Origin of the sequence: Allobosea sp. UC22_33 (genome assembly GCF_042700715.1) — a bacterium.
Taxonomy (GTDB): Bacteria; Pseudomonadota; Alphaproteobacteria; order Rhizobiales; family Beijerinckiaceae; genus Allobosea.
On record NZ_CP170556.1, the window covers coordinates 2,407,980 to 2,429,273 of the forward strand.

25 protein-coding genes and 1 pseudogene are annotated in these 21,294 nt (G+C 61.6%); 10 read left to right on the top strand and 16 right to left on the bottom strand.

Features of this window, described 5'->3' with window-relative positions:
* The 3 genes from ACFJGT_RS11380 to ACFJGT_RS11390 all read left to right on the top strand — a co-directional run bounded on the left by ACFJGT_RS11380 (position 1) and on the right by ACFJGT_RS11390 (position 2,143).
* Positions 1–813 carry an ABC transporter permease gene (locus tag ACFJGT_RS11380; RefSeq protein WP_377848623.1) on the top strand — a complete coding sequence of 271 codons (813 nt, stop codon included), beginning with the start codon at positions 1–3 and terminating at the stop codon, positions 811–813.
* A 36-nt stretch (positions 814–849) separates the two neighbouring features.
* On the top strand, positions 850–1,776 hold the full coding sequence (locus ACFJGT_RS11385; protein ID WP_377848624.1) for a serine hydrolase: 927 nt from the start codon (positions 850–852) through the stop codon (positions 1,774–1,776).
* Between the two features lie 187 nt (positions 1,777–1,963).
* Entirely contained in the window at positions 1,964–2,143 is a 180-nt protein-coding gene (locus ACFJGT_RS11390) for a hypothetical protein (RefSeq protein WP_133565138.1), read from the top strand.
* Between the two features lie 260 nt (positions 2,144–2,403).
* On the opposite strand, the gene ACFJGT_RS11395 is transcribed toward ACFJGT_RS11390, so the two are convergent.
* The 10 genes from ACFJGT_RS11395 to ACFJGT_RS11440 all read right to left on the bottom strand — a co-directional run bounded on the left by ACFJGT_RS11395 (position 2,404) and on the right by ACFJGT_RS11440 (position 8,198).
* The gene (locus ACFJGT_RS11395) at positions 2,404–2,649 is read right to left on the bottom strand and encodes a hypothetical protein (protein WP_377848625.1); all 246 of its coding nucleotides are present in this window, start codon (positions 2,647–2,649) and stop codon (positions 2,404–2,406) included.
* Between the two features lie 47 nt (positions 2,650–2,696).
* A complete protein-coding gene (locus tag ACFJGT_RS11400; RefSeq protein ID WP_377848626.1) occupies positions 2,697–2,957 on the bottom strand; it encodes a hypothetical protein in 261 nt (86 codons plus the stop codon).
* Positions 2,954–5,023: an ATP-dependent helicase gene (locus ACFJGT_RS11405; protein ID WP_377848627.1), complete on the bottom strand. Its 2,070-nt coding sequence runs from the start codon at positions 5,021–5,023 to the stop codon at positions 2,954–2,956. The genes ACFJGT_RS11400 and ACFJGT_RS11405 overlap by 4 nt, the downstream gene beginning before the upstream one ends.
* Positions 5,024–5,342: 319 nt before the next feature.
* The gene (locus ACFJGT_RS11410; protein WP_377848628.1) at positions 5,343–6,371 is read right to left on the bottom strand and encodes a 3'-5' exonuclease; all 1,029 of its coding nucleotides are present in this window, start codon (positions 6,369–6,371) and stop codon (positions 5,343–5,345) included.
* 195 nt (positions 6,372–6,566) lie between these two features.
* A complete protein-coding gene (locus ACFJGT_RS11415) occupies positions 6,567–6,827 on the bottom strand; it encodes a protein transcription factor (protein ID WP_377848629.1) in 261 nt (86 codons plus the stop codon).
* A 55-nt stretch (positions 6,828–6,882) separates the two neighbouring features.
* Positions 6,883–7,161, bottom strand: a complete 279-nt coding sequence (locus ACFJGT_RS11420) for a hypothetical protein (RefSeq protein WP_377848630.1) — start codon at positions 7,159–7,161, stop codon at positions 6,883–6,885.
* Positions 7,158–7,454, bottom strand: coding sequence for a SemiSWEET family sugar transporter (locus ACFJGT_RS11425; RefSeq protein ID WP_377848631.1), 297 nt, complete (start codon positions 7,452–7,454; stop codon positions 7,158–7,160). Before ACFJGT_RS11425 ends, ACFJGT_RS11420 begins: the two co-directional genes overlap by 4 nt.
* Positions 7,455–7,463: 9 nt before the next feature.
* On the bottom strand, positions 7,464–7,709 hold the full coding sequence (locus tag ACFJGT_RS11430; protein WP_377848632.1) for a hypothetical protein: 246 nt from the start codon (positions 7,707–7,709) through the stop codon (positions 7,464–7,466).
* On the bottom strand, positions 7,702–8,016 hold the full coding sequence (locus ACFJGT_RS11435; RefSeq protein WP_377848633.1) for a hypothetical protein: 315 nt from the start codon (positions 8,014–8,016) through the stop codon (positions 7,702–7,704). Before ACFJGT_RS11435 ends, ACFJGT_RS11430 begins: the two co-directional genes overlap by 8 nt.
* Positions 8,013–8,198 (bottom strand): hypothetical protein, encoded by a 186-nt coding sequence (locus tag ACFJGT_RS11440; RefSeq protein WP_377848634.1) that lies wholly within the window; start codon positions 8,196–8,198, stop codon positions 8,013–8,015. The genes ACFJGT_RS11435 and ACFJGT_RS11440 overlap by 4 nt, the downstream gene beginning before the upstream one ends.
* Positions 8,199–8,605: 407 nt before the next feature.
* Between ACFJGT_RS11440 and ACFJGT_RS11445 the strand changes: the two genes are divergently transcribed.
* The 3 genes from ACFJGT_RS11445 to ACFJGT_RS11455 all read left to right on the top strand — a co-directional run bounded on the left by ACFJGT_RS11445 (position 8,606) and on the right by ACFJGT_RS11455 (position 10,109).
* The gene (locus tag ACFJGT_RS11445) at positions 8,606–8,887 is read left to right on the top strand and encodes a PRC-barrel domain containing protein (RefSeq protein ID WP_377848635.1); all 282 of its coding nucleotides are present in this window, start codon (positions 8,606–8,608) and stop codon (positions 8,885–8,887) included.
* A 158-nt stretch (positions 8,888–9,045) separates the two neighbouring features.
* Complete coding sequence (locus ACFJGT_RS11450; RefSeq protein WP_377848636.1) at positions 9,046–9,747, top strand: hypothetical protein; 702 nt, start codon at positions 9,046–9,048, stop codon at positions 9,745–9,747.
* 14 nt (positions 9,748–9,761) lie between these two features.
* Positions 9,762–10,109 carry a L,D-transpeptidase gene (locus ACFJGT_RS11455; RefSeq protein ID WP_377848637.1) on the top strand — a complete coding sequence of 116 codons (348 nt, stop codon included), beginning with the start codon at positions 9,762–9,764 and terminating at the stop codon, positions 10,107–10,109.
* A 174-nt stretch (positions 10,110–10,283) separates the two neighbouring features.
* On the opposite strand, the gene ACFJGT_RS11460 is transcribed toward ACFJGT_RS11455, so the two are convergent.
* Together ACFJGT_RS11460 and ACFJGT_RS11465 are read right to left on the bottom strand one after the other, a co-directional pair.
* A complete protein-coding gene (locus ACFJGT_RS11460) occupies positions 10,284–11,117 on the bottom strand; it encodes a transglutaminase family protein (RefSeq protein ID WP_377848638.1) in 834 nt (277 codons plus the stop codon).
* A gap of 184 nt (positions 11,118–11,301) precedes the next feature.
* Positions 11,302–11,877 (bottom strand): DUF1353 domain-containing protein, encoded by a 576-nt coding sequence (locus tag ACFJGT_RS11465; RefSeq protein WP_377848639.1) that lies wholly within the window; start codon positions 11,875–11,877, stop codon positions 11,302–11,304.
* Positions 11,878–12,131: 254 nt separating this feature from the next.
* Between ACFJGT_RS11465 and ACFJGT_RS11470 the strand changes: the two genes are divergently transcribed.
* Positions 12,132–13,037, top strand: a complete 906-nt coding sequence (locus ACFJGT_RS11470) for a hypothetical protein (protein WP_377848640.1) — start codon at positions 12,132–12,134, stop codon at positions 13,035–13,037.
* A gap of 368 nt (positions 13,038–13,405) precedes the next feature.
* Here ACFJGT_RS11470 and ACFJGT_RS11475 read toward each other — a convergent pair whose 3' ends face one another.
* The gene (locus ACFJGT_RS11475; RefSeq protein ID WP_377848641.1) at positions 13,406–13,813 is read right to left on the bottom strand and encodes a response regulator; all 408 of its coding nucleotides are present in this window, start codon (positions 13,811–13,813) and stop codon (positions 13,406–13,408) included.
* Positions 13,814–14,101: 288 nt separating this feature from the next.
* On the opposite strand from ACFJGT_RS11475, the gene ACFJGT_RS11480 reads away from it, so the two are divergent.
* A complete protein-coding gene (locus ACFJGT_RS11480; RefSeq protein ID WP_377848642.1) occupies positions 14,102–15,667 on the top strand; it encodes a sensor histidine kinase in 1,566 nt (521 codons plus the stop codon).
* A 76-nt stretch (positions 15,668–15,743) separates the two neighbouring features.
* On the opposite strand, the gene ACFJGT_RS11485 is transcribed toward ACFJGT_RS11480, so the two are convergent.
* On the bottom strand, positions 15,744–16,088 hold the full coding sequence (locus ACFJGT_RS11485) for a DUF2958 domain-containing protein (RefSeq protein WP_377848643.1): 345 nt from the start codon (positions 16,086–16,088) through the stop codon (positions 15,744–15,746).
* Positions 16,089–16,174: 86 nt separating this feature from the next.
* The gene (locus ACFJGT_RS11490; protein WP_377848644.1) at positions 16,175–16,585 is read right to left on the bottom strand and encodes a MucR family transcriptional regulator; all 411 of its coding nucleotides are present in this window, start codon (positions 16,583–16,585) and stop codon (positions 16,175–16,177) included.
* Positions 16,586–16,952: 367 nt separating this feature from the next.
* Here ACFJGT_RS11490 and ACFJGT_RS11495 point away from each other — a divergent pair.
* Both ACFJGT_RS11495 and ACFJGT_RS11500 read left to right on the top strand, forming a co-directional pair.
* Positions 16,953–18,231 (top strand): annotated as a pseudogene (locus ACFJGT_RS11495) (exonuclease SbcCD subunit D).
* Positions 18,231–21,086, top strand: coding sequence for an AAA family ATPase (locus ACFJGT_RS11500; RefSeq protein ID WP_377848645.1), 2,856 nt, complete (start codon positions 18,231–18,233; stop codon positions 21,084–21,086). The pseudogene ACFJGT_RS11495 and the gene ACFJGT_RS11500 overlap by 1 nt, the downstream one beginning before the upstream one ends.
* On the opposite strand, the gene ACFJGT_RS11505 is transcribed toward ACFJGT_RS11500, so the two are convergent.
* The gene (locus tag ACFJGT_RS11505; RefSeq protein WP_377848646.1) at positions 21,049–21,285 is read right to left on the bottom strand and encodes a hypothetical protein; all 237 of its coding nucleotides are present in this window, start codon (positions 21,283–21,285) and stop codon (positions 21,049–21,051) included. The genes ACFJGT_RS11500 and ACFJGT_RS11505 overlap by 38 nt on opposite strands.
* Positions 21,286–21,294: the final 9 nt, after the last annotated feature.

The window sequence follows — 21,294 nt, forward strand, 5'->3', positions numbered from 1 at the left end:
ATGAGCAAGCGCCGCCTCGACCCGACGCTCCTCGTCGGCCTTGTCATGCTCCTGCTACTCGCCCTGCTCGTCGGGCTGGGCCAGGTCTGGACGCCGCACGATCCCTTCCTGGTCGATTACGGCAACACGCTGCAGCCGCCCTCGGCCAAGCACTGGCTCGGCACCGACGATCTCGGCCGCGACGTCGCCTCGCGAGTGATGGCTGGCGGCCTTGTAGACCTGCGGGTCGCGCTCATCTGCGTCATGGCGCCAGCGCTGCTGGGCATCGCGATCGGTGCGCTGGCGGGCTTCGTCGGCGGGCGCGTCGACACCGTGATCATGCGCATCACCGACATCTTCTGGGCCTTCCCCTTCCATGTGCTGGTGATCGCCATCGTCGGCGTGCTCGGGCCGGGCGAGGCCAATCTCTATCTCGCCTTCCTGCTGGTGAACTGGATCTCCTTCGCCCGCATCACCCGGGGCGAGGTGCTGGTGCTGCGCGAGCTCGAATATGTGCAGGCGGCGCGCAGCTTCGGCTCGACCGACAGCCGCATCATCACCGCGCATATCCTGCCCAATGCGGTGACACCGGCGATCGTCTACGCCATGGCCGATGTCGTGCTGACGATCCTGGCCGTGACCTCGCTCTCCTTCCTCGGCCTCGGCATCCAGCCGCCAACGCCGGAATGGGGACTGATGATCGCCGACGGGCGCCAGTTCATGTTCGATGCCTGGTGGATCGCGACCGCGCCCGGCCTCGCCATCATCTATACCGGCGTCACCTTCGCCCTGATCGGCGAAGGCCTCGACACGGCCTTGCGCCCCAAGGGCTGAGCCATCTTCCCGACCGACCTGCCTCGCGAGACGACCATGAGCTTCTTCACCGACAGTTCCGACCTCCGGCGGATCGGCGCCCTGATCGAGTCCCATGCCGCCTCGATCTATGCCGCGCGCAACATCCCCTTCTCCCAGTTCGCCTATGTCCTGACCCGGCCGGCGCCGGAGCCCGGCGGCAAGCCCGAGGGTGCCGCTCTGCGGCCGGAGTGGCGCGCCTATCCTTGCTCGCTGGTGAAGGTGTTCCATCTCGTCGCGGCGCAGTTGCGGCTGGAGGACGGCCGGCTCTCCGCCCATGGCGAGCTCGACCGCGCCATGCGCGACATGATCCTGTGGTCGTCGAATTCCGCGACGAACTACATCATCGACCTGCTGACGGGCACGACCGGTGATACGTTGCTGGACGATGCCGAGATGACCACCTGGTGCGAGCGCCGCGAGGAGATCAATCGGGTCTTTGCCGGGCTGGACTGGCCGGAACTCACCGGCATCAACCTCAATCAGAAGCTGATGGACGACCTTCGCTATGGCCGCGAGAAGATCGCGCTCGACCGCTCGGCCGCCGGACATAATTGCCTGACGCCGATCGCCATGGCACGGCTGATGCACGAGATCTTCAGCGACTCCGTCCTGCTGCCGCCGGCGCGCCTTGCCGTCATCCGCGACCATCTCGCCCGCGACGCCAACGATTCCGACCGCGGCCGCGGCGCCTATCAGCTCCTCGGCTATCTCGGCGACGCACTGCCGTCAGGGGCACAGATCTGGTCCAAGGCCGGGCGCACGCGCTGGCTTGGCGACGACCGCGCCTCATTCCGCCGGCACGACACGCTGCGCGCGATCCTGCCTGGGGGGCATGAGTTCCTGCTCACGGTCTTCACCCAGGGTGAGGCTATTGCCGAGGATGACGGCTTCCTCCCCGCGGTCGGAGCGCTGGTAGCAGCGGAGATGACGAACAGGCGCTGAAGACCACTCACGACGCCAGGAGCCCTGAACCTACCGCTATTCTCCGATTTCCGTTTGTCCGCGGACGCTCAAAGACTGCTTCTGGCGCAAACAACGGGTTGCGTGGCGCGGATGTTTGACCAAGCTCCGCCCAATTCTGCTACGAGTGCGGAATGCCGCCGATGTCTCGTGAAAATTGGAGCATATCGTGACCGAGCGTTTCGAACGGCACCGCCAACCCTGGACGTCAGAGGAACTTCAGAAGCTCAAGCTACTTGCTGGGAAGGGCATGGCGCTTAAAGCGATCTCAAAAGCCATGACGCGCAGCGAGGAATCCATCAAAGACCGTGCGAAACTCGATGGCATCAAGATCGCGAAGCTGCGTTAGGCTGGGCTCCTGGCGCCATCTCGGCGTTCATAGCTACGTTCTATACCAACGGTACGATGGCTGCCGTTGGTTTCTAACGCCGAACCCAGTCCGAAACGTGTGAAACGATCTGGCCGCAATCCAACAGCAAGCGCGCCCTCGCGGCCCAAAATCGCTCGCTATAGCGGTATCCGCTTTCCCCCTCCCCGTCTTCTGCTTAAAGGCGCGCGCGGTGGATCGACGTTAAATCTGAAGTCTTGGCGGCTCGGCCGGCTTAGCCATCAATCCCGATCCTCGACCGGCCGCCAAAGGTCGTCTGGTTTGGCTCGCGCGATGGCCGTGTCGTCGATGATATGTTGTTCCTGAAGCTTGGCGTCGATCAGCGCGGTATCGAGAAAATTGGCCAGTGTGCCGAAGCCACGAGCGGTTGCTTCGTCCTTGAGCGCCTCGATCCGATCAATCAGATCCTCGGCCCGTCGCAGTAGAACGCGCGGCACGCCTGATCCGATCCTGACCACATCAGCCATGGCGCTGGCCCTCCCTAGTCAGGGCATTCGCCTGCAAGCCGGTCACACTAGTGGACTTCCGCGGCATCCGCCGCCAGCACAATTTCGAGCTCGTTTGCCGGCGCGATGACGCCGCCGAAATGAGCGTGGAAGCCTCTTGCAAAGCGGGCCTCTTCGAAAGCTACGCGGATAACGCCTTCGGCCCTCGTGCCGATAACGCGAAAGCCGATCTGCCAATCAGTGCACCACGCTTCGATCCGGCGAAGGCGTTCTGCGGCGGACACCTTGTCCAGCTTGAGTTCGACCTGATGCGGCCAATGCGCTGTCATCGCCACATGCCTCGCATCTTGGCCCGAACATCGACCTTCGGTCCACTAGATGGCGCCCGAGAGACTTCCGCGGCCGCGATGGGCCACGCCACCCGCTCAAACTGGCCGAGCAGCGCGTTGGGGATGAAGCGCGTCCGATTGGCGTAGACATGGCGGTCCCCAGTCGAGGATTGCCCGTGCGTGAAGAAGCGCTGCGGCACGACGAGGTGCAGGTCGTCCTTAGCACGCGTCATCGCGACATAAAGCAGCCGGCGCTCTTCCTCGATCTCGTCTCTCGCGCCGGCGCCTAGATCGATCGGGATGCAGCCGTCGACCGTATTCATGACGAAGACCGACTTCCACTCCTGCCCCTTGGCGGAATGGATCGTCGACAGGATCAGGTAGTCCTCGTCGAGAAGCTGCACGCCGGCCTGATCGCTGGTCGCGTCCGGCGGATCGAGCGTAAGTTCGGTCAGGAAGCGCTCGCGCGACGGATAACCACTTGCGATCTGTTCGAGCTGCACGAGATCGGCTTGCCTGGTGCTGGCATCCTCGTGAAGGCGCTCCAGATGTGGCTCATACCAGCGGCGAGCGCGTTCGATTTCGGCCGGCCAACGGGCTGTGCCGGAGCGCAGCTCGCTGATCGCAGAGACGAACGACGCCCAATCGTCGCCAGACCGCGGCGGAGCCGGAGCGTTCTCCAGAGCCTCGAGGGGAAGTGAAGCCTGAGCAACATGCTCAAGGACACGCTGTGCGGAGGTCGGCCCAACGCCCGGCAGCAGCTGTAGGACACGGAAGCCGGATACCTTGTCGCGCGGGTTCTCCACGAAGCGCAGCAGCGCCAGCAGATCCTTGATATGGGCGCTGTCGAGAAACTTCAGCCCGCCAAATTTGACGAACGGAATGTTCCGGCGCGTGAGCTCGATTTCGAGCGGACCGCTGTGATGCGACGCGCGAAACAGCACCGCCTGCTGCTTCAGCGTCGAGCCTCCCTCCCGATTCTCCAGCACCTTTTCCGCGATGAAGCGGGCTTGATCGGCCTCATCTCGAACATGCACTAGTTGCGGCGGGGATCCAGTCGCGCGGTCGGTCCAAAGGTTCTTGGTGAAGCGCTCTGCTGCCAGATCGATCACGGCATTTGCCGCGGACAGGATGGCGCTGGTCGAGCGGTAGTTCTGATCGAGCGTGATGATCTCGGCCGGCGGCACGAAGGCTGCCGGGAAGTCGAGGATGTTGCGGACTGTCGCCGCCCGGAACGAATAGATCGACTGGGCATCGTCGCCGACGACGGTCAGCCCGCGCCCGTCGGGCTTGAGCGCGAGGAGGATCGATGACTGAAGGCGGTTGGTGTCCTGGTACTCGTCGACCATGATGTGATCGAAGCGATCGCCTATGTCGGCCGCGATATCGGGATCAGTCACGGCCTGTGCCCAGTAGAGCAGCAGGTCGTCGTAATCGAGTACGTTCTGGCTCTGCTTGGCTTCGACATAGGCCGCGAAGAGCTCTTTCAGCTCGGTGGCCCAGGTGGCGCACCAAGGGTAGGACAGGCGCAATACCTCCTCGATGGGGAGCTCGGCGTTCACGCAGCGCGAATAGATCGCTAGGCAGGTGCCCTTGGTCGGAAACCTTGACTCCGTCTTGGAGAAGCCGAGTTCGTGCCGAACCAGGTTCATCTGGTCGGCCGAGTCCTCCCGATCATGGATCGTGAAAGCGGGATCGAGACCAAGCTGTTCGGCATAGTCGCGCAGCAACCGCGCGCCGATGCCGTGGAAGGTGCCGGACCAAGTTAGAGCGTCCGCGAGAACGCCAGCACCGTCTCCCAACACTTTGCGCGCGATCCGTTCGACGCGCTTTGCCATCTCGGATGCCGCGCGGCGCGAGAACGTCATCAGCAGGATCCGCCGCGGATCGGCGCCGCTGACCATGAGATGGGCAACACGATGGGCCAGTGTGTTGGTCTTGCCCGAGCCAGCTCCTGCGATGACGAGCAGAGGCGACGAGGCTACGGTGCCTACGCCATGAGTGACAGCGCGGCGCTGAGCCGGATTGAGCGCCTCAAGATAGCTGATCGGGGCGATGGCGTTCATGCCTTCGGCTCCCGTACCGGCCGCGCTCCCTCTGAGAACCGACCGCGCAGGAAGCCCAGCGAGGCCGCCCGATCCGCATCCCGCAGGAGCTCATCGCGGTTATGAAGCAAGGCCCCGATGGCGGCCCGGGCATCACCGTGAAACTCGGCCAAAACGGTATCGATCTGAAGCTCCATACGATTTGGAGCAGGCGCCTGTTTTGGCACGACTGGCGGCATGGGATGCGTCCTCAAGAATGAGAACATTATGAGAACAATCGCGGCCGGCAAGTCAAGCTCCCGAGCGAGCTTCTCCCCGCACTGCCAACCACGAGCGCTGGCTACGCGCGATAACGATCAAAGGCCGTGAGCCGGATCGTCAGCGGCTCGGCGTCCTCCCAGCCATAGATTTCGGTGCGGAGATAGCGAAACTCCTCCTCCTGGATTTCGTCATCGATCTCGATCCACCAAGCTCTCGGCTTACCGTCGCCGCCGTCAGACCAACGATATCCCCTGCCCTTCAGGTGATCCTTCATGTCGAAAGGAGCATTCTCAGCGTAGATGCAAACGCGGCTGCACTCGCTCGATCGCAACAGCGCGGGAAAAGGCCGGGACCTACCCTCTCCCACCGGCCTCGCCAGGACTTCCAACAGGGCGTTGCAGTCATCCGTCGCGCGATGGCCCTCATGGAACAGTCCGGACTGGCCGACGAGATAGCCGAGCTTGTTTCCCTCGAAGCCAAGATCCGTCCAAGGGATCTCTCTGACCGAACAGGCCCAAGCCTTCGACGCAAAAGTCGGGAAGAGTTTCTCGCAAAACGGACGGTCGAATGCGGCGTTATGGGCGATGACAAGATCTGCGGGCTCGATGAGCGCATCTAACGTTGCAACATCGATCTCGCAGCCAGCGACCATCTCATCGGTGATGCCCGTCAGCCGTGTGATTTCCGCTTGGATCGGCTCCGATGGTTGTTGCAGGCCACTGTAGCTGCCGACGACATCGCCGATCGCTCCCTCGTTGTCATAGGTGAAAGCGACAGCGCCAATTTCGATGATCTCGTCCTTGGCGTGATTGAGCCCTGTCGTCTCCGTGTCCACTAAAAGCGCAAGGTTTGGAAATGCGCTCTCCGCTCGCGGAATGATCGGACGCGGCACGAGCTTGCGCAGGATTCTATAGCGCCCGCTCTGCTCCAGCCGTTGTGCGGCCTCCTTGTCATCCCAGCCAGGCGGAGTGGGTGGGCTTTCCAACTTCCGCCTGCGCGGGGTAGCTCTCGGCGTTTCCCGATAGCCAGGCGCATCATCGAATAGATCAAACTGGCTGGAACTGCTCTTCAAGGCTGAGCCCTTGCTGCTTTCGTCATCACGGACCAACCTCCATTCTTCTAACGCCGCTCTCGATGCCAGCGAACGGCCGTGCCCCTCGTGCCCGTCGCATGGAGCGACGGAATAGCGCCAGATGCTTCGAGTTACTGCTGGGGTGCAACCCAAGCCAGATCATCCAGCAGCGTGGCATCCCCGCGGTCGTGCTTCACAGGACCGATCTCGACGATCAATCGAAATGATCGCTTACGGTCGCTTCGGCGAACAGCACGCGCCATCGCCCCACATCTCATCGGTTTCGCGCTTGTGATCGCCGGGCGCAAATGGCCCTGCAGCCCGCGCCATGGCGAGGGATTTAGACATTCGATCGCGCATCGACAGGCTGCTCTCTTGGGCAGTTTTGTGCTCGCTCGCGGATTTGTCTGCCTCTTCGTTGGAGGTCCCGGGAAAACTGACGGGTTTCCCGGTCAGCTTATCGACCTCCAGACTCTTGCTATGATCAGCCATGGAGAACGTCCTTCAGCACGGTGTGCAAACCAAGCACTCGCTCCATTCGGCACGGCTAATCGGCAATTCTCCGATATCGTTCCAAGGTGCGACGAACGAGATCTGCCTCATCCAGCGCGACATGAGCTAGATAAGCCACGATATTGGCAAGGCGCTCCCTTTCGAGCTCCTGATCTGCGTCAGGAACGCCAGGCCGGATTTCGTTCCACACCGTATCGAGAGCGCCCTGCGCACGGGCGACATCGACAGGATCACTCAGCGACGAAAAGGGCATGAGCGGCTGATCATACGGCACTGCCGACGGCACGACATAGCGAATTCCAGCGATGCTCAAGCTGCAGGATCGATCGTTTCGGCCACTGCCTCCTTCTTCGGGCGCGGCAGGAGCGTCATGATCAGGATGAAGGCGGAGAGGACGAAACAAATGCTGTTGGTGACGATCAATGGCCATTCGCCCAAGCCGAGACCGTAAGCGGTCCAGAGCGCAAAACCGGTCACGGTGAGACTGTAGGTCAGCGGAGAGATCGCCTTCGTATCGCGCGTTCTGACGATCCGCCACGCCTGAGGCACGAAGCTGATTGTGGAGCACAGTGCGGCCAGAGTGCCGGCGACAGCGACCCAGTTCATTGCAGGAACCTATTTCGACAAACGACGGACGTTGGCCCGCACCTTGCGCCGATAGCCGCGGGCGATGCCGACAGGTCCCGTCCCCGTCGCCGCCTTTATCGCAGCGGTCTGAGCGGCCACGACCTTCTCCTTCACCATCAACTTGGCCTCGCGCTCGCCGGCTGAGCCGCCAGCGGCAATCTTCATGCTTCTGAGCCAGATGGCCTGTTGCGACTCGAATGCCAGAATCGACATTTCAAAAAAGAGCTTAAGCATCTGACGCCTTTCGGCCTGCGGTGTTCTGCCGCTTTGCGTTCGGCCGCGTGCGTCGAGAGGCTGGTTTTGCGCGTGAGGCTACCGGCCCGGCGCGGCGTTTGGGGGAAACGTCCTTTGCCGCCATGGCCCGCGCTTCCTGGTTCAAGCGATAGAGCCCGTAGCCGATCGCCCCCGCAACGATGACCGGTGTCGGCAGCCGGGTCGCGAGCAGTGTCAGCGGAACCGCGAACCGTTCGGGGATTTCACCCTGTTCGACATTCCGGGCGATCCAGGCGCCTGCCAGGCTTGAGAATGCCGCCCGGATCATTTCTGTTCCTCGGCAGCACCGGGTGTGATCGGCACCTGTTCGGCCACCGGATCGCTCGCCGGAAACGTATCCTTGAGCGCCCGCTCCAGCTTCTGATCGGGGGTGAGCTCGCGCTCTTCCTTGCGTTGGGTCGTCTGTTCCCGCCGGAGGCTTTCGACCGCCGGGTTTTGTTCGTTCGCCATGCAATCCTCCATCGGCCGCCCCGTGGCTGAGGTTGAACGCCAGCGACTAGGCGCTCGTTCCGGCGGCGCTGCTCGCTTGTGGCTAAAATCTTGCGGGAACCGAAGGGGGACCTATCTCGTTGTCAGCGCAGCATCCTCGGATGCCTGCCTGCTCTCCAGTTGGATGCGTCGCCGCGGATGTACCGGCTGCAACCGACGGGAGGGCAAAGCCAGTTTCCCGGCGATGGCCGGAGCCGCCTAGTCCTGACAGAAGTCAGAGGCCCGTCGCTTCCCAAGCGGCGGGCTTATCATTAGCGGTTACCGAGAGAGATAGCCCGATGGGTCGCCAGGGAACCAGTGGAACGTCTCGCTCGCCTCCACGTTCTCTCTTACAACCCCAGGAGGCTTTCACGGATCATTCAAATCACGTGCGTCTGGCAACGACCGATCTGACCGCAAGCATTTTAGAAGGCGCGACAATCTACGGTCCTGGCGACGAGAAGGTCGGCTCTGTCTCTCACCTGCACGGCTCCGGTCGGGCAGCGCAGGCGATCATTGATGTCGGCGGCTTTCTCAGAATCGGCGCGAAGCCGGTGGCAGTGCGGCTGAGCGAACTTGACTTCATGCGGGATGAAGACGGCGATGTTCACGCCGTCACGAACTGGACTAAGGGTCGGCTCAAAGAGATGCCCGAGCACGTCGATCCCTGATAAAGGCCCCTCGGCCAAGGTCCCGCCACTGTGAAGTGGCGGGGCTTAGCTGACAGTCTGCATAGTGCTGTTATCCGTTGACCGCCGTCCCACCATTGGGTCGAGCATCTGGCCGGAGATGTAGCTGGAATCTTCGCTCGCCAGGACCAGTCAACGAGTTGCTGGAACTCCAAAGCAAAACATCGCGTTGCCGCCGCATGAATGAAGCGATGGTGATAGCCTTGGCGCTCCCGACTTTCGACCTGCTGAAGTTCGTCCGGGCAGCCATGCTAGGCGGATGCATGTTTTTGGTCCCATTTGCCGCGCAAGCCCTGACCGCCGACGAGGTGAACCAGGCGGGCCGTCCCACTGCCGCGAAAAGCAAGGCGACGCGCCCCAACGCGTCGATCGTCAAGGCTCAGGTCTTGCTGGCGCGCCAGGGTGTTTCTCCCGGTGAAATCGACGGGATCGACGGCGACAATTACCGGAAGGCCATCGACCAGTTCCGCCGGCGCGAAAATCTCGGAACCGGCGAGACCATCGACGCCCCAACCTGGCAGGCGCTCGAAGGGGATGTCAGCGCAGATATCGTCTCGAACTACGAGGTGACGAAGGAGGATATCAAAACCAGGTTCGTCAGGCGCGTTCCGCACGATTATGCCCGTCAGGCCCGAATGAAACGGCTCGGCTACAGGAACGCGCAGGAGATGTTCGCTGAACGCTTTCACATGAGCGAGGGCCTTCTCCGGGTACTCAACCCGCGAACGCACTATCGGAAGCGGAGGAAACGCTGCACGTCGTCTCGGTCCGACGAACCCTTGCTTCAGACGAGGCCCGAACGGTCGAGGCCGACAAGACGAACGGTATCGTTCGCGCGCTAGATGCGACCGGAAAGGTGATCGCGCTCTATCCAGCCACCATCGGCAGCGAGGACACTCCGTCGCCGGACGGCGAATATCAGGTGATCCGCGTAGTCAAGAATCCGACCTATCACTATGATCCAGTGAAGAATTTCCAGCAGGGCAAGAACAAGCGCAGGATGGTGCTCCCCAGGGGGCCCAACAATCCAGTGGGGACTATCTGGATTGAACTATCGAAGCCGACCTTCGGCATCCATGGTACGCCGGAGCCCTCGCGGATCAGCAAGGCGTCGTCGCATGGCTGTGTCCGGCTCACCAATTGGGACGCTGAGGAATTGGCGCAGATCGTCAGGCCCGGCACGACCGTCCGCTTCCTGCAGTAGGCGACCGTTGCGGCCGCTGATTTGAATCGGCCACCTGACAGGAGCTATCCCTGGTCTTCCCGAAAATGACGAAGGGTGCTCGCAGAACGTCGTGATCTCGGCACCCGTCAAATGCATGTCGCTTCCGAGCGGGGGGCGATCTATTTGATCCTTCCGCCCCGCCAATGACAGTCTTCAGGACCCCGAGGCTGCGACCTCTTCGGTGATCACTTCGAACTTTTGCAGGATGTGCGGCCCGAAACTGTGGATCATCGGAATGTCAGCCGCATCTCGCCCGCGCGCCACGAGAACGCGACCGATGCGAGGCACGTTGTGCCGGGGATCGAATATGTACCATTGGCCGCCGAGATAGGCTTCGAACCAGGCGTTGTAGTCCATCGGCGCGGGATCCGGCGGCACGCCGATATCGCCCAGGAACCCGTTGCAGTACCGCGCCGGGATGTTCATCGCGCGGCACAGCGCGATCGCGAGATGCGTGAAGTCGCGGCATACGCCGACGCCTTCGTTCATGGCTTGCGCGGCAGTACGGGTGGCGCGGGCGAGCTGGTAGTCGAACCGGATCTGGGCGTTGACGTAGTTGCAGATTTGCTGAACCCGATTCCAGCCTGGAGCATAATTGCCGAACAGGTTCCATGCCGTCGCAGAGAGTTCGTCGACCTCGCAGTAGCGGCTTGAGAGTGTGTATTCGATCACCTCCGGCGGGAGGTCGGCTGGCCAGGTTTCCGGGGCGCTTTTGTCCCATTGGTCAGGCTGACCGCTATCCCGGACGAGCATGTCATTGCTGAAGGCAGCTCCGCCCGCCGGCACGACCACCCGGCGACACAGATTGCCGAAGCCATCGGTGTACGGGGACACATCAAGCGGACTTCCATCGCTCAGAGAGGTGATGCTGGGCTTTGGCCCCTCGATAATGTCTCCGGTTCGGCTGGGATGGGGATCGAGTAGGAGTAATAGCGGGGTTGGCTGAACGGTGGCGATCTCAATCCGGTAGCCGAGGCGGATTTCCATGAGGGCGCTTTCGCAAGTGACGCTCGAGCGCAACCGGCGAATTCAGACGTCTGTTCCCGATCGTCCTGATGAGATTTTGCGCAGCTAGAAGCAGGATCGCAGCGACGCGGCTTCCACCGATGCCACCGCGGACTGCGGCGCAAGGATCACTGAAATAGAATTCTTTCTTGCGTCGCGCGCGGCGCTACGACCCCATCTCAATCTTCCCGACAGTGACGGGTGCCTGCCGCCGTCCCGCCTTTATGGCCAGATGAGAAGGCGCAGCTAAGCATTCGCCATTCCACGCCTTGTAAGCGAAGTTGTCGACGGCCCAGTGAATGAGACGGCGGGCTTCGCCATTGGCATCCGCCTTTTTCTGGGCCACGAGAATGCTGATGCTGTCGTCCAAGATCTCGTTGGCCTCGGCCAATGTCATCGGCGCGTCTGCCGCGTCGCGGCCGCAGCGATGTTCGTTGAATAGCCAGTCATGGACAGCGTAGGCTGGGCCGTACGCCCAGGGCGAGAAACCTTTGGCACCCCAGAACACGCGAGGGATCGATCCGCCGTCCGTGTACATGCGCCCTGGGACAATTCGGCGCTCTCCCCGGACATAGGTCAGAGGCCGTTTCGGATCAGGCACGTAGATAAACCGGTCTTCGGCAGTCCACTGGATTAGCAACGTGCCGCTCAACGAGCCCTGAGGCTCCACGAGAGATCCGCCTCCAGCGCACCCCGAGATCAAGGCACACAAGATCGAACCGACGGCGAGATCGCGCTTCATGCCGGTCCTCCGAGTTCTCACGATCGGAACCCTCACTTCTGAGCAGCGTATCCAATGTTAGAGTGGCGTGGAAGTGGATGAGCTATTCCTTTTCGGATTGCATCACTGGGCATCTCGCACCGAGATCGGGGCCCCGCGGTTGTTCAGCCGCATCGCCCGATTTCATTCTGCCGTCTGATACCTCGCAGAGCGCGTCAAAAACCTGGTGGTCGTCACGGCAACGGATCTCGCGGAAAGTTCGGGGCACTGGGACGATGGCAGGACGCGAGCACGACGACATCGAAGTCCGGGGCGACGAAGAAGGTCAGGGCGCGATCGTCTCGTTCCCGTTCGATGCGGCCGTCGCGCAGCGCTTTCGGGAAGCCTTCCCGCGAGCGCGCTGGAATGACGAGCTGGGCGCCTGGCGGCTGCCAGGCACGACGGCGCTGCATCGTGCGGCGCGGTGGCTTGATCGCGAACTTCCGACAGCATTCGCTCTCGACGATGAGCGCGGCCGCGATTCGTTTTCGTTCGAGCCGATCGTCAGCCCTTATTTGGAAGCTGCCGATGAGATCGTCGTGCGCACCCCATATTCACGAACCGTCGTCGAGGAACTGCGCGCGATCCCCTGGGCGTGGTGGAACGGCGAAAACAAGGCTTGGCAGGTTCCATTCCGATCGATCGAGGAGCTTCGCAAGAGATGGCCCGCGATCGAAGCTGCCGCCGAACGCAGCGAGCCGGAAGCGCGACGGCAACGGCGCGAGGCGGCGAAATCACAGCCCGAATATGAAGAGGTGAAGGCCACTGTGGCCGAGCGCCGGCGCCGGCGGTATCCCGTTCCCGCGAGCGAATTACCTCCGACCGACCGAGTACTGATGTCGCATGAAGGACCGTTAGTCGTCCTTGAGGTGACCGGCGAACTCGTTCCCGCGGACGCCGCCCGTCAGCACTATCCGTGGTGCTCAGTACAGCCTGACGACCTAGTCTGGGCTCTGTGGCGGCGTCCAACTCACGAGGAACTGCTCAAGACCTGGCCTGCACGACGCCCTACCCCGCCGCACGCCCTTCTCCGCGGATGGTGGCAACCCACACTTGAGGAACTGCGTACCGCGCGGCGATCGGCGAAATCTCTGGAGCGTGCTCAGGAAACCCGTCGTATGCCCCGCCCTTCCCCAAGCTGAAGCCGTAGGTTCGACGCCTTTCGGGGGACTGCCCCCCGTCGCAGTCACTCGAATGCTATGCCGATTGAGGTCGCGTTCCGCCAGACAACCCGTGCTGCCTGTCCGTGCCGATTGCAAAAGCGGCAATCAGAACCCTGCCGTCCGGCTCGAAGTCACGGGGGAGCCGCAAGCACGCACCACCATGTGAGATATCGCGGATCATTCAGCTCCACGCCTGCGCAGTGCCTGGCAGGCGCAGCTTCGCCGCCTGAACCAGGTGGGACCGTTCCTCGCGACGGGGCTGGGGCGTCACAACCGGCATATAGCTCACGTCAGGTTGCGGAACGAAACATTCCACAGCTCAAAGTTTATAGATGGTCCGCGACCGCCTAGTTCAGATCGCCTCGGGGCTGGCCGTCATACGAAACCAATCTCCTCATCGCGGCAGTGACGGCGTGGCGGCTATAGGGCTTGGAAAAGAAAAGGCCGCGTTCCGGCATCTCCTCGGCGGAAACCCTGCGATGGCCAGAGACAACGATAATCTCGATCGGAGGCCAACGGTCCCGGACGAAGTGGGCGAGTTTCACGCCATCCATGGAACCCGGCATATCGATATCGGTGAGAACAATCGGGATGTCGCCCCGCGATGCGAGAATCTCGACCGCCTGGTCAGCATTCGACGCCTCCACGGCCTCAAATCCCGCCTCCTCGACCATGTCGACCGCATCCATCAGCAGAAGCGGCTCGTCTTCGACGATCAGGATGGTCGGTCGGACGTGCGGACTCTCGTTGACCATTCCAGTCTCGACAGTCTGGAGTGCTGCCGATACGGCGGCAAACCTTAGAACCCAGCCCGTCTGGTCAAAACGGAGTATGGTCTCTCCAGTTCCCAGCACGAGACAAAGGGAGCCGCGAACGTCATTGTTGATCGAAAGCTGGCGGGTGATGTGCTGCTAGCCTGAGCGCACATAGACGTCGTCTCAGTGGCAAGCGATGCATTCTATGACAGGGCGACTGGGCAAATGATGTGTTATTGCGCGAGCTGATTTTTATGTGCCACGGTCGGCTTCGGCGGGGGAAAACATTTGAACGAGGAGCATGCCCGGACAACCGGTTCTCGTTCCAATGAGATCGAGCGCATGCGGATGTTCAGCCGCATCGCTCGCGCCGTTGCGGGTGAATTCGATCTCGCCGAGCTGGTCAGCCTCGTGACCGACGCAGCCACCGAATGGTCGGGAGGCAAGTTCGGCGCCTTCTTCTACAATCAAGTCGACGAGAAGGGCGAAATCTACAGCCTCTACACCCTGTCCGGGGTTCCCAGATCGGCCTTCGAGAACTTCGAGATGCCGCGCAAGACAGCGGTCTTCGCGCCCACCTTCGATGGCACGGGCGTGGTTCGCTCGGACGATATTCGCAAGGATTCCCGATACGGATTGAGCGGCCCGCATTTCGGCATGCCTCCCGGCCATTTGCCGGTCGTGAGTTACCTGGCGGTTCCGGTCATCTCGCGCACGGGCAGTGTCCATGGCGGCATTTTTATTGCTCACGATGAGCCCGGACAATTCGATGAAGAGGCGGAGGAGATCGTCAAGGCGATCGCTGCTCACGCGGCAATCGCCATCGACAATGCCGCCCTGCTCGTCGAGGCCCGCCGAGAATCCGAGGCCCGGAGGGTCGCGCATGAGGCTAGCGCGAAGCTCGCCGCGATCGTCGCTTATTCCGACGATGCAATCGTGAGCAAGTCACTCGACGGCACGATCACGAGCTGGAACGCCAGCGCTGAGCGGCTGTTCGGCTATACCGTAGCGGAAGCGATCGGACAGCCTATTACGATGCTCATCCCCGAAGAACGCTTGCATGAAGAGGACATGATCATCGGCGGCGTTCGCGAGGGACGCCGTACCGATCATTTCGAAACCCAGCGGCGGCGTAAGGATGGCTCGCTCGTTCACGTGGCGCTCACCGTCTCCCCGATCCGCGACGAGGATGGCGTGATTGTGGGCGCGTCGAAAATTGCGCGCGATATTAGCGAGCGTGTGCACGCACAGCAGCAGCAAGCCCTCCTGATGCGGGAGATGAATCACCGCATCAAGAATCTCTTCGCGCTGACCGGCGGGTTGATTTCGCTTAGCGCGCGATCTGCCACCTCCGTCGAAGAGCTGACCAAGAAGCTTCGCGAACGCCTCACGGCGTTGGCTCGCGCTCATGATCTTACGATCTCTGGCGAGGCTGACGGCAATCGCGCCTCCACCGATCTTCTCAGCTTGGTGCGAGCGATCTTGTCGCCTTACGAAGCAGACCATCGGGAGGGGCTGGAGATTGCCGGACCTGAGGTTTCGGTTGCAGGGTCCGCTTTGACCCCCCTTGCCCTGGTGCTGCACGAGCTTGCAACGAACGCTGCGAAGTATGGCGCTCTCTCGTCTCCGCAAGGTCGGCTGACAGTCGAGCTTGTTCGCGAAGACGAGACGGTGACGCTCCACTGGAGGGAACGCGGCGGCCCGGCAATCGCCGGAGTTCCTGCACAGGTGGGCTTCGGCAGCAAGCTGGAGAAGGCGACCCTCACAGGGCTCGGTGCAACGATCGAGCGGGAATGGAATCCCGAAGGTCTGTCGCTTTCGCTCATTGTGCGAGTGGAGCGCCTGAACGGTTGAATGCGATGCAGGATTGAGGTGTCAGACCGCTGCACCTAGCAGCGGCAGCGGCCGTCACACCTCGCAATTGCTCCATCTAGGCGACGAACCTTCCAGCAATTGCCGCGTCGCTGGCATATTCATTGAGCGTCCGATTGGGACGAAAGAAGCGGTCGACTTCAATCCTGAGGCCCTCGATCCCTACCTCAGCAGCGAGCTCGCTGAGAACGATCATGCCCACCTCCGGCTCTCCGTTGTCGAGGTCTGCAAGCCCGAACAGGATGTCGTTGTCATCGGGGCTCATCTCAGAGACGAGCCAGGTGCGCCGATCCCATGGGCAGAAAAGTTTCAGCACTGGGAGCGGGTCGATATGCTGATCGATCTTCGCCAAGCGGCCGTTCTCGAGAAGCTCGTGTCTTAGATTTTCGGGAATAGACAACATCAAACGAATTCCAAGGGGCAAGGGAAGACAATTCCGATCGCTGAATCCGCGACTGGGACACTTGTTCAACGTAGTAGACGCGAGTCTCAGCGCTTCCGGCGCTGCTGACCGAGGCCCATCGTCTTCGCGAGCTGCGAACGTGCTTCGGCATAGGCCGGGGCGACCATCGGGTAATCGTTCGGCAAGCCCCACTTCGAGCGATATTCCTCCGGTGTCATGTCATAGGCCGTCCGAAGGTGGCGCTTGAGCGATTTGAACTTCTTTCCGTCCTCAAGGCAGATCAGGAAGTCCGCTGTGATCGACTTCTTAATCGACACCGCCGGAGCTTGCTTTTCAGCAGGCGCAGGGCCGACCGGCTCATTGCCCAAGCCCGCTATCGCCGAATGCGTTGTGGCGATCAGCGCGGGAAGGTCCGCGGCCGGCACGCTATTGTTGGATACATAAGCCGAAACGATATGGGCGACGAGATCGATGATTTCGGCATTGGCTTCGGACATCGCATTCTCCCGGCTGCGGCTTTGCGCAGCAATTAACTCGCTTCAGGGCGCGGTCATTATTGAGCCAGACTGATGAAGTCAAACTTAGGTCGGTGCGGCGATGGCTGTTTATTGGAAATGTGAATCTCCAGGAAGATAAGCCGAAGCCTCTAATTGTGACCATCGCGGCCTCGACACGGCGCAATCGCTTTGAGCCGCCTATCCTGCCAAACCGGTGCGCCGTATGGGTTATAGATGGCCGAGCCCACATATCGGTCCTTCGAACCATTTTGTTGCGGACAAGCCAGAAGGCGCTCCTTCCGCATCGCCCAAGGCGCCGAATATGTTGAGAGTTAGGTAGTTTCGCGCGGACAGGGGCCTAAGCGTCATTTCCAGTTTTCGGTTCGTCCACTGCGCCGATTTGCACATCGACGCCCCGCTGAAGTCGCTGGCGTTGCGCAACCCGGAACTCGCAGAGTTGGTGTCGAGTGCGACACGAACGGCTTTCGTCGCGACGATTGATCTATGCCTCGACGAAAAGGTCGATGCGCTGCTAATCGCGGGCGATCTCTACGACGGCGATCAGACCTCGATGAAGACAGCCGGCTTCATCGCCACGCAACTCCGCAGGCTTGATGAAGCTGGAATTCGGACGTTCGGGATTTCGCGGCAATCACGACGCCGAGTCACGGATCACCAAGGAACTCGTCTTTCCCGAAAGCGTCACGTTTTTCAAAGGTTCCGCTGCCGCTATTCCCCTGCCCGGCCTCAACGGTCGCCGAGACGTCGTTGTCCACGGGATCAGCTTCCCGAAGCCGCACGCCCCGGAAAGCCTGCTGCCGAAGTTCAAGCCGCGGGTCGAAGGCGCGACTAATATCGCGCTGCTGCACACGAGCCTTGCTGGCGCCGAGGGTCATGACCGTTATGCCCCGTGTAGCGTAGCGGACCTAGCCGGTGCAGGATTCGATTATTGGGCGCTCGGGCATATCCATAAGCGCCAGGTTCACCTCGATAGGCCAGCGATCGTCATGCCCGGCATCCCGCAGGGCCGGGACATCAATGAGAGCGGCGCCAAATCCGTTACTCTCGTTACGATTGGCGACGATGGTGCGATCGCCATAGCAGAGCACCGCACGAGTACCGCTCAGTTCGAGCGTGTTTCGGTAGATCTGTCCGGGATCGAGGACTGGTCAGAAGCTATGCGGGCCATCGGCCGCAGACTGGCCGCGGAGCGGGACAGAACCGCGTCTGAGCACCTCATTGCCCGAATCTCGCTCATCGGCGCCACGTCCCTCAATTGGCGGCTGCGTCGGGAGGGAGATTTCTTGCACACCGAAGCCGAACAGCAGGCGGCGATCATCGGGAACACCTGGATCGAGAAGGTCTCCTCTGCCTGCTCGCCTCTGCGCGATGCCGCGATCGACAGCGCCGGCGCAGTCGCCGAGCTGTCGCAACTGATTTCCGAGGATGTCCTGCAATCTGACTCGTACCGGCTCGAAGCCAGCGAGCTGATTTCTGAGCTGCAGGGCGCGCTACCCCGAGAGATCCACAAAATGTTTGGAAGCGACCAGGCAAGCTTCGAGAAGGCCGTCGCTGAGTTATCCCAGGACGGCGCGCTCGACGTCATTGCCCATCTGCATGAAGCAGACCAGGAGCCGCGGATCTGATGCGGATCAGGCGCCTTGATCTCACCCGCTACGGCCGCTTCACCAATCATTCGATCGACTTTGGAGCCCCCGAAGGCGGGAAGCCCGATTTCCATCTTATCGTCGGTGCCAACGAGGCCGGAAAATCGACCCTTACGGCCGCCATCGTTGATCTGCTCTTTGGCATGGGTCAGCGCTCCCCATACGGCTTTCTACACGGCTATGACGGTATGCAGATCGGCGCCGCGCTTGAGCTTCCGAGTGGCGAGCGGGAGGTGGTGCGGGTCAAACGAGGGGCGAGGCTGCGCGATGCGAGCGGGCAAGCCATCGATGAGGGCATCCTGACGGCTGGCCTTTCAGGCATCGACCGCGAAGCCTACCGGATGATGTTCTGCCTTGATGAGGAGACGCTTCGAATGGGTGGCGAGAGCATTCTCGCCAGCCAGGGCGAGCTCGGACAGCTGCTTTTTTCTGCCAGCGCGGGCCTCGCAGCCTTCGGCCAGCGGCTGAGCAAGCTGCAAGAGATAGTGGACGCCTTCCATAAGCCGCGTGGCAGATCGACCGAGCTCTCAGCCTTCAAGGCGAGGCTCGACGAGCTGAAAGCCCGAAAGGAGGCTATCAACGTCCTCGCAACCACCCATGCACAGCTGGTGCTGGATCGCGATGACGCCTCCGCGAAGTATGAGGCAGCGCTGTCCGAACGCAGCAAATCCAAGCTTCGCTTCGACGAGATCAACCGATATCTCGGCGTTCTGCCGGATCTCGTGGCCCTGAAGAGTCTCCGTTTGGACCTGTCAGCCCTAGCAGAGGTACCGCAACCACCAGCCGCCTGGGCCGAAAGACTGCCGGAGCTCATCGGCGCTGAGGGCCGCATCAAGGCAGCTTGTGAGATCGCGTCGGCCACTGTCGATAGAATCCGCCGCGAGCGCGACGGTATCCAGATCGAGCAAGTGCTCATTGACGCCGGGCCGGCAATCGATGCCCTGCGGAACAGCGAGGCGCGGTATGTCACAGCTCTTGATATCTCAAAGCGAGAATCCGAGCTTGCCGTCATCGAAGGAAATTTGAAGAAAATCGCCGAACGTCTTGATCATGCAGGAGAATTACCCGCAAAACTGGTGTTACCCGCCACGCTAGTTGGGAAGCTGCGCGGGCTGATCGATCGGCGTTCTGGCCTCCGCGAGAGGCTTCAGGCAGCCTCTCGCGAATATATCCGAGCAAGCGATGCACTTTCTGCGGCAAAGCAGGTGCTCGCCTCGCTCGACGCCACCGACCACGATGAAGTGCTCGCGGCGCGGGTTCGGCTGGCGCTCGACCAAGCCCGGGCAAGCGATCATGCTGCTCGCGAGAACGCTGCCCTCCGCGTTGTCATCGGCCTCCAGGACAAACTCAAGGAGCAGCTAAATCAGCTTGGTTCCTGGACCGGTGACCTCGATCAGCTCGCAGCTATGAAAGCCCCGACGACACACCAGATCGAAGACTGGCGCCGCCGAGGCGAAGTGATCCGCCAAGCCGGTGTAAAACACGCTTCCGATATCGAAAGCCTGACCGACCGCATGGTCGAGCTCGCCGCCACCATCACCTCGATCAAGGCGGCGACCGGGCTCGTCGATGATGCGGCCGCCCGCAGCTCTCGTGTGTATCGCGATGACGCTTGGCGAACACATCGCGAGGCCCTGAGCGAAGCGACTGCCGCTGTCTTCGAAGCCGCGTTGAGAAATGATGACGGGATCACGGAAACCAGGCTCAGCCAAACCAGCCTTGCGGCCGATCTGAGGCAGGCCGTCCAGGCGGAGGCAATGACAGCCGCAAAGCTGCGGCGGGCAGAGCAGCTTCATACCGACACGCTGGCGTTGAAGGCAGGTCTGGACGCCGAACTGGCGGCGACCTTCATCGTGATCGGCTTGCCAAGCGACGCGCACGTTGCTGATCTCGAACGATTGCTGATGCGCCGCGCCTCGGCACTGGAGATCAGCGCACAGATCAAGGCAGCTTCAGCCGATCTCCGCACAGCCCAAGAGGATGGCGCCGCGCATGTTGGACGACTGGCGGCAGCTCTGAAATCGATTGGCGTGCTCCCATCCGAGAACGAGTTCGCGAACCTCCTGGTCGGCCTTCAAACAGCGATCGATCGCCGGACGACACTACGGTCCGAGCTTTCCCACGCTGCAAAATCGCTCGAACAAAGCGTTACTGAGCTCGCCACCAGGCAGAGGGACGTTGCTGAGGCTCAAGCGGCTCAGGATGATTGGCAACAGGAATGGGACGTCACGGTCAAGTCCTGTTGGCTGAGCGAAGTGCCCTCGCCTCTCGGCCCTGACGAAGTCAGTCAGGTCCTCAACGTCCTTGCCGAAATCCCGCCGCTGGAAAGCGAACGCGAAAGCCTCAGCCATCGCATTGCGGCGATGAAGCGGGATCAGGACCAGTTCATCCAGGCTGTAAGCAGCGTTGCCAGCTCCCTCCAGATACCGGCCGACAAAGATGACCCTGTCAAACTCGCTGCAGACTTGCGTCGGCGGCTGGAGACGGCTCGGTCCTACGAGCGCGACCGGAGCAGCAAGACGGCCGAACTCGAGCGAGCGGTGATCGTTAATCGCGACGCGCTGGAAGAGTTCACCCTTCACCGAGCCGATGTCGAAACGCATACCTCGTTTTTCGGCGTCGCGTCGCTTATGGAGGTCAGCGCAAAAATCGACGAGGCCAACCGGCGATCCGAGCTTGAGCGCCAGCTGAAGGTTCTGAGCAGCCGGATCACAGCAGCATGCCGAACGGAAACCTTAGAGGCTGCCGAAGCCATCCTCGCGGAGTTCGAGCAAACTGGTCTGGAGGCGGAGGCGGCTAGTCTCGCAAGTCGGCTCGAAGGGGCAAGACCGTGAAGCTCACGAACTCCATGCCCGGCATCTGCAGGCCGATCGTGCACTCGCTGCGATCGGAGGCGACGACGCTGTAGCTCGTCTCGACGAAGAGCGGCGCACCGTCCTGGTCGAGCTCGAAGAAAAGGCCGTCCAATATGCGCGCCTGAAATTGGGCATCGCGGCCGCTCACCAAGCTCTGCAGATCTATCGGGATACCCATCGCACCTCG